This window comes from Exiguobacterium sp. UBA7533 (assembly GCF_002479335.1).
Classification (GTDB): Bacteria; Bacillota; Bacilli; order Exiguobacteriales; family Exiguobacteriaceae; genus Exiguobacterium_A.
Genome location: NZ_DLMP01000006.1, coordinates 3263 through 3716, shown reverse-complemented (window position 1 = coordinate 3716; position 454 = coordinate 3263). Strand labels below are relative to the sequence as shown.

The 454-nt window shown below is 51.1% G+C and carries 1 pseudogene; it reads right to left on the bottom strand.

Annotated elements, in window-relative coordinates:
- Positions 1-454: pseudogene (locus B2U10_RS11055) on the bottom strand (NADPH dehydrogenase); the annotation flags it as partial.

The following is a 454-nucleotide window of genomic DNA, read 5'->3' as shown; positions in this document are numbered from 1 at the left end:
AGCGAACCGTCCGGATCGGAGCTCGTTCGTATTGCTTTGGCAAGGCGACCGTATCTCCTAGTTCGGCTGCCGCATGATAGACCCAATAAGGTTGGCGAAGAAGTTCACGTGCGAGCAGGACAATATCTGCTCGACCGTTACGGACGATCTCTTCTGCATGAGCTGCTGTCGTAATCAATCCAACCGCTCCTGTTGCCATGCCTGTCTCTCGTTTCAATTCTTCCGCATAGCTGACTTGATAGCCCGGATATACTTCCGGTACAGCATTGGCGACGACAGCACCTGAACTACAGTCGAGTAGGTCGATGTTACGTGCTGCTAGTTCTTTCGCAAGTGGAATATAATCCGTCGCTGTCATTCCCCCTGTTGCGTGATCCGCTGCTGAAATCCGGACCCAAATCGAGAGCTGTGAGACTGCTTGAATTCCATCAATGATTTCTAACAACAAGCGCAT